This is a genomic window from Gemmatimonas sp., assembly GCF_041689975.1.
In the GTDB taxonomy this organism is placed as follows: domain Bacteria; phylum Gemmatimonadota; class Gemmatimonadetes; order Gemmatimonadales; family Gemmatimonadaceae; genus Gemmatimonas.
In genome coordinates, this window is record NZ_JBDNFF010000315.1 from 1 (window position 1) to 6,029 (window position 6,029).

7 protein-coding genes are annotated in these 6,029 nt (G+C 60.8%); 3 read left to right on the forward strand and 4 right to left on the reverse strand.

What is annotated here, in order from left to right:
- Positions 1-626: hypothetical protein (locus tag ACESNG_RS18970; RefSeq protein WP_373070354.1), on the forward strand; the 626-nt coding region annotated here is incomplete at its 5' end.
- Between the two features lie 74 nt (positions 627-700).
- Positions 701-1,243, forward strand: a complete 543-nt coding sequence (locus tag ACESNG_RS18975; protein WP_373070356.1) for a hypothetical protein — start codon at positions 701-703, stop codon at positions 1,241-1,243.
- A gap of 1 nt (position 1,244) precedes the next feature.
- Here the strand turns inward: ACESNG_RS18975 and ACESNG_RS18980 are convergent, their stop codons facing one another.
- The 4 genes from ACESNG_RS18980 to ACESNG_RS18995 form a co-directional block, all read right to left on the reverse strand.
- Complete coding sequence (locus ACESNG_RS18980; RefSeq protein ID WP_373070358.1) at positions 1,245-2,213, reverse strand: hypothetical protein; 969 nt, start codon at positions 2,211-2,213, stop codon at positions 1,245-1,247.
- Between the two features lie 4 nt (positions 2,214-2,217).
- The gene (locus tag ACESNG_RS18985) at positions 2,218-3,282 is read right to left on the reverse strand and encodes a protein phosphatase 2C domain-containing protein (protein ID WP_373070360.1); all 1,065 of its coding nucleotides are present in this window, start codon (positions 3,280-3,282) and stop codon (positions 2,218-2,220) included.
- Between the two features lie 4 nt (positions 3,283-3,286).
- Positions 3,287-3,958 (reverse strand): VWA domain-containing protein, encoded by a 672-nt coding sequence (locus tag ACESNG_RS18990; protein ID WP_373070362.1) that lies wholly within the window; start codon positions 3,956-3,958, stop codon positions 3,287-3,289.
- An 83-nt stretch (positions 3,959-4,041) separates the two neighbouring features.
- Positions 4,042-5,178 (reverse strand): hypothetical protein, encoded by a 1,137-nt coding sequence (locus ACESNG_RS18995; protein WP_373070364.1) that lies wholly within the window; start codon positions 5,176-5,178, stop codon positions 4,042-4,044.
- A gap of 299 nt (positions 5,179-5,477) precedes the next feature.
- On the opposite strand from ACESNG_RS18995, the gene ACESNG_RS19000 reads away from it, so the two are divergent.
- The gene (locus tag ACESNG_RS19000; protein WP_373070366.1) at positions 5,478-5,945 is read left to right on the forward strand and encodes a hypothetical protein; all 468 of its coding nucleotides are present in this window, start codon (positions 5,478-5,480) and stop codon (positions 5,943-5,945) included.
- Positions 5,946-6,029 lie beyond the last annotated feature (84 nt).

Consider the following 6,029-nt stretch of genomic DNA (forward strand, 5'->3'; position numbering starts at 1 on the left):
GAGCCGACGGCACGATGCTCGACAGCTTCTGGCGTGTTCAGCATGTTGCTTTCCTTGCCGCGATCATCATCGCCGGCATCGTGGCAGCGACCCTGCTCGCAGGTGCCTTCGAAGCGCGCAGTCGGGCGCAGGCAGATCGACAGGAGTCGAGGATCGAGTTCGAGCGTCGCGCATTGGCACTCAAGATCACTGTTGGTCTGCAGGGGAGCAAGTCTGCTTCGCCGGCGTCGATCACGGAGGCGCTTGCTCTTGCTTTGGGAGATCTGATCCAGGCCACGCGCGATCTCGGCGGTGCGGCGGCCCGCATGGAGGCCGCCTCAGTGGGAATCGATTCACTCAACCCACGGATTGCTGATCTCAATATCCATGCCGCCGAACTCGGGCGGAGCCTGACCAACGACGTCAACAGAGCAATCGACGACCTGGGTCGGTCAGTGGCGACGCTCGGCATCACGTTGGGCGGTGACATGCAGCGCTTCCTCACCGATGCGCTCGTGGGGCTCGAGGAAATCAACGATCGCCTGAGCCGAACCAGCGTGTCGGTCGAGTTCGGCACCAAACAGCTCCGCGATGACCTCGATGCAATGCATGGGCGTTTGTCGCAGGTGATTGGGCGCAGATCATGAGCCGGTAACGCCGTCGGCGCGCCACACGCGCCCGCCTGGATGATGGTGACGAGACGGTTGGCCTGGCTGGCTGGATGTACGCCGACATGCTGCTCAGACTCGTCGTGGTGCTCCTCGGCTCCATCATCGTTGTCACCCCAATGGTTGTGTTGGCTAACGAACCCCGCGGCGAAGTTGCCACGGTTGCCACCACCACCACCACCACCACCACTACCACTGCGGCACCCGTGCCGCTGTGCACCAGGCTGTACACGAGCCCTGCTGGCCAGAGCGAAAAGAAGGATGGCATCTGGATTGAGATCCCGAACGCCCTGAGAGGCGAGCAACTGAGGACTAAATTCAAGGAAGACCTGGAGTTGGAATACGCTGCGGAAACCGGAATCGAGGGTCTCACCACCAAGGGTATTGGACTCCTTCTCGGATACGGCGGCTACAACGCTGATAGCGAAGGACCCCAGGCAGGAGCGTCTCGGTCAACCGCCATCATCAACGAGATTCAAGCACTGTGGCCGGAACTCTTTCAGTCGACTGCTTCGCGTCCGTTTGGAACGAGGTCTGTCGGCGCCGGCTTGGTCGGTATCGAGGTGTATCCGCTCGTCGAGGGCCCCTGTAGCTGACTCAAGACGATAGCGAGCCGCCCAGGTCGATACGAGGTCTGCTCGGTCCGAGCGATGATGTCGGCGGACCCACCGGGCTGGCTCTGGTGCCGATGGTGGGACGGCCGCCAAACTTGAACAGTGACGCCAGAGCTGCGGACCAATCGGCTGCGGTTGGCCGCCCCGTTGGCTCGACGCTCGACGCGATCAGGTCCACGAGCGACGCCGGGATTGATGTTCCTGTGAGACGTTGCGTCACTTGTGCCCGTGTCACCGGAGAGTGTGCGTCGTGCGCCAAGGCCCGATAGGCAGCCACGCCGAGCTTGTAAATGTCGCTCTCGAGGTTGGTGGGACGGCCCGTGAGCACCGGGTCGACCCAGCCGGGTGACTCTTTGTGCGAGCACGCACCGCGCCGGCCGTCGAAGTGGAAGCTGTCGCAATCGATGATGAAGACACGATTCGGTGCGACGGTCCAGATCAGATTTTTGCCCGACATGTCGCCGATCACGATCGATTTCCGGTGGAGTATCTCGATGGTGGCAGCGAGATCCTGCAGAAGCTGGACGATGCCCTCCATCTGCACTCGCGGCATGTCGGATATCAGGTGAGCGGGCGTCGGAGCGGACGTCTGGTAGATGAGTTGGTTCCAGTCGCAGAGCACCCGTCGAGGGTTCGCGCGAAGCCCGTAGTGCCCGTAGAACGGGTCATCGATCTTTGCCATCAGAAACCCGCACACTCCTCGGTCGTCTGCGACGAGCGCAGACGGCCACGCCGTACGCGAAAACACGCGGGCCTTGTCTGGTGCGTCCCATTGATCGACGACCTGCACCAGTTCGCTGAGCGCCGCACCGTCGAGTTGTGGGCGCTGTGTCTCTTTGTACTGCTTCAACACCGTTCTCGGCATCGACGACACCAGGTACACGATGCCCTCACCTCCCGCAGCGATGCGGTCGAGATGCGGAGCCAGCGCGGCGTGTTGCATCGTCTGCATTCTCTTATTCGTCGATCCAGATCATTACAGCGGTGCGGTCGTCATCGGCGCTTTGTAGTTCGAACGAAGCATCACGGATGAAATCCAACATGCCTACGGGCCGCTTCCACCTCGACGCGATGTCGAGACCAAGGACGGTCTCCTGGTCCCCGTGGGTCAAGAAATTACCGATCCCGTCGCTGGTAAGCAGTAGGCCATCGCCTGGCTCGAGCTCGACACTGGTGATCACCATTGAGGTGGCTCCGAGCAGGCCATCAGATGACGAGCTCCACAAGCCCTCAAGATCCTTCGCTGGTTCGATGGGTGTGAGCCGAGCGTTTTGCACCAAAAACGCTGGGCTGTCCCCCACGATGCCGATCACGGCCTCACGCGAGAGAGTTGGCTCTCCGGTGGGCACGATGGCGAACGTCAGGGTGCACTGCGCATCGGCGCTGTCGAACTCGTTGGCGTCGACGGTTGGTGCGCCGAACTCGTTTGCCCGGTAACCGAGCACTTTCCGTGTGATCCACGACAGAAGGACTGCTTGGTGTTCAGTCAAATCTGCCATCAGTCCGTTGCCCGGCAACTTTGCGAGGAGCTCCATTAAGGCGCGCAGTGCATTTTGCGCCGCAAGCCTGGCACCAAAGCTGGAGTGTTTCGCTGAGCCCATGCCGTCGGAGACAGCAACCAACAGGTATCCCCGTCCGTCGTCGCCTGTGGTGTGGGCGATCGCATAGGAGTCGTCGTTGACTGCGCCCTGCAAACGGTGCTTGTTACCACGCAGCGACACCGCTGCGACTGCCAAGTCGGCGTACGTTCCCACCTGACACCTGACGTCGTTGGCCTCGCCCTCTGGTGCGAGCTTCCACCAGTCTTTCTCACTCCACCACGACACCGAACCGAACGTGGTTTTTTCTCCGTAGACGCGAGCGGTCAAAACGGCAGGTTCATTGCTCTGGTTGTTCCCAACCAGCAAATCGGGATCCCCGAAAGGCTCGTCAGGAAACCCGACGTCCGGCGCGGACGAGCGATCTGATCTTGGGGTCGACTGTGCTGGACCATCCTTGGACTGCTTGCCGAACAACGCCATGTGATCAGAGGTGATCGAGTGGGACCGTGTCGAAGCCATCGATGGACGCCGGCAAATCAATGTTGGCCGGGCCGGAGTGTGCGTTCGACGTTGACGTGATGATGGTGTTGCCGATCGAGGACATCACGTTGGCGAGGGCTCGGCCCGCCGAGGCACGGTCACGGCCGACGTAACAGCGCAACGTTGCGATTTTGGCCAGGATGTTCGCATCGGCGCCGTCGACGCCGAACGCAACGATGTGCGGTCGGTAGGGGTGGTTGATGAGGTCGTTGTACGCGTCCTCCCAGTGGTCCGTGGGCTCTCCATCGCTCATAAAAAACACGCATGCCCGGTAGACCCGATAGCCCTGGCTCTTGAGTCCGTCCACGTCGGTCTGGATCGCCTGGCCAAGCAAGGTGAACGCGGCGCCGTAGTTCGTGACACCTGCTTCTTGCACACCCGGCATGTCGGGGATGTCGGTGACCTTGCACATCGGCAGGATCATCTCAGCACCGTCAGAGAAGGCAATGATCGACAGACGACATTTGTCCACAACGAGTGGATCAGACGCCAGCGTTGCATGCAACTCCGGCAGCGCCTCGTTGATTGCTTCGATGCCCCCGTTCTGACCCATTGATCCTGATTCGTCGCAGACGATGTAAAATAGCAGGACTTCCTGGCTGGAATTTTCGTTCATGGTTCTCCAATCTGACGTCGCAGCTCATGGAAGGCTACGGCGAGCGCACTCTCAGCAATGAGAGTGACGAAACGCGGAATGGTTTACTGATTCGGCTTTGTCGGGAGCCGTGGCCGTGCGGTCGGGGACGGTGGCGACGGATGGTTGGCGCTCGAGGCCGGGCCACCGCCTGGCGCTATGTCAGGTCCTGGCGACGCTTGCTGCGTTGCCTGCGTGGCCGTCGGGCGGGGGCCGTACGAGCTGGCGTTCGTGGCAGCTGAGGGCGCGTTCACCGGTGAGTTATTTGAGGGTGCTCCGCGACGCTGGCCCACACGCAGTTGTGTTGCGCCGACTTGCAGTACGTCGCCGTTCCCAAGTGGACCCCCCGACGACGACACACCATTCACAATCACCAGCGCGTTCGTCTTACAAGTGAACGATGGGGGCGTTTGCGCTATTTCGAAATGGATCTCGGTCACTTGTCGGTCGCCTACGAGGCGGATCTGTGCCGTGCGAGCCGAACCAACGGTTACGCGTTCGTCGATCACCAGATACTGACGGCCCCTCATTTCACCTGTCAGGACCTCAAGCCACATGGTTGTTCGGGCCGTGTCGATCAGTCCGATCAAGACACCCATGAACAATCCGATCAGACAGATCGCAATGACTTGCGGGAGCGAATCGGAATCAGTGTCGAGCACGACGTTGACGAGGTCAAACAAGAAACCGCCAATCAGGCCACCGATCGCTCCGCCAATCATGCCGTTCTGGATCCGCTTCCACGAACGGAAAGACGCTCCAACCCCGGCTCCACCCAAGCTACCCGCCAGCGCCCAGCCCAGCATGCGAGCCGGACGCGCTTCGCTAGCGACGCATGCGCTATCGAGGCACTGGTCCATCGCGTACGGGTCGAGCATCGAGGCATAGAGGCCTTGAGCAAGATACCCGCTAATGAAGCCGCCGACGAGTAAGGCACCTGCTGCGATTGCGATGGTCTCAGCGGTGGGTTGGCGCTTGTCGGCCAGGTAACTGCCAGCGATAATGGCTCCGCCGATACCGACCATGATCAACGCGAACCACACACCCGTGGCTGTCTTGAGTGAAGCGTCTGATGTGGCTTCGGGGGCCATCTGTGACAGTACGAAACCGATGACGCCGCCAGCTAGGCCTGCCAGCGCTGCGGGAACGAGGCGTTCAAATGTTCGAATGCCAGCACTAGCGGCCGGAGGTGTTTCTTGCATTCCCATTGCTACATCATACTTCAGATTGAACTTCACGGAATTTACGGGTTCTTCACGTCTGAGGGTCGGGATGGTTAGCACTGTTGCATCGAGCCACTATGGGTCTGCCGCAGGATAAGGGACCGCCACGGGTCAACTCGGTCATGCTGACGACGCAGCGGCGTTGCGACGCAAGGGAATCACGTCGAATTGACGCGCGATCTATCTCGCGGCGGACCCTAAGGATCCGTCACAGGATTAGGGGCCGTGCGGATAGGTCGTGGTGACCATGCACCAGTCGTTGCTGTGTCTCGCGTTTGATGGCGAGTGCACTCACACCAAACGACCAGTGGAAGGCACTCATCATGGTACGCGCGCTGGACCCAGCCGTCATCTCTGATCTCTGGCAGGCGATCTATCACCACCTCCCCGAACACGTCGACGACCACCCGCTCGGCTGCCACCGCAAACGGGTTCCGGACCTGTTGTGTTTCCGTGGGATCCTGATCCGTCTGACGACCGGTTCGTCGTCGGAAGACGTCGAAGCGTTGATGGAGTACAAGGTGTCCGACACGACCTTGCGAGCCCGCTGCGACGAATGGATCGCAGCCGGTGTGTTCGCCGAACTCGAAGCCGAAACACGCGTCGGCTACGACCGCATCATTTGCTTCGACCGTGATCGTCTGGCTCAAGGTTGCACACGCCGAATCTCGGGTGAGCGGCGTCCCCATGCCAGTGCGCCGCCGGCTGTCGTGCTCGAGAGAAGTCGGTCCAAGAACCACTACTGAAAGCTGGGTCGAGGACGCCGCACGGCAGGATTCACTAGGACCGTGGGTCAGAATCCCCTTGTAGGGGTGTGGCGCGTGGAAAAC

What these genes read in the sequence shown, in the direction of transcription:
- ACESNG_RS18995 (WP_373070364.1), bottom strand. Translation starts at nt 5,178, where the DNA reads ATGCAAGAAACACCTCCGGCCGCTAGTGCTGGCATTCGAACATTTGAA.
- ACESNG_RS18980 (WP_373070358.1), bottom strand. Translation starts at nt 2,213, where the DNA reads ATGCAGACGATGCAACACGCCGCGCTGGCTCCGCATCTCGACCGCATC.
- ACESNG_RS18990 (WP_373070362.1), bottom strand. Translation starts at nt 3,958, where the DNA reads ATGAACGAAAATTCCAGCCAGGAAGTCCTGCTATTTTACATCGTCTGC.
- ACESNG_RS18975 (WP_373070356.1), top strand. Translation starts at nt 701, where the DNA reads ATGTACGCCGACATGCTGCTCAGACTCGTCGTGGTGCTCCTCGGCTCC.
- ACESNG_RS19000 (WP_373070366.1), top strand. Translation starts at nt 5,478, where the DNA reads ATGGCGAGTGCACTCACACCAAACGACCAGTGGAAGGCACTCATCATG.
- ACESNG_RS18985 (WP_373070360.1), bottom strand. Translation starts at nt 3,282, where the DNA reads ATGGCGTTGTTCGGCAAGCAGTCCAAGGATGGTCCAGCACAGTCGACC.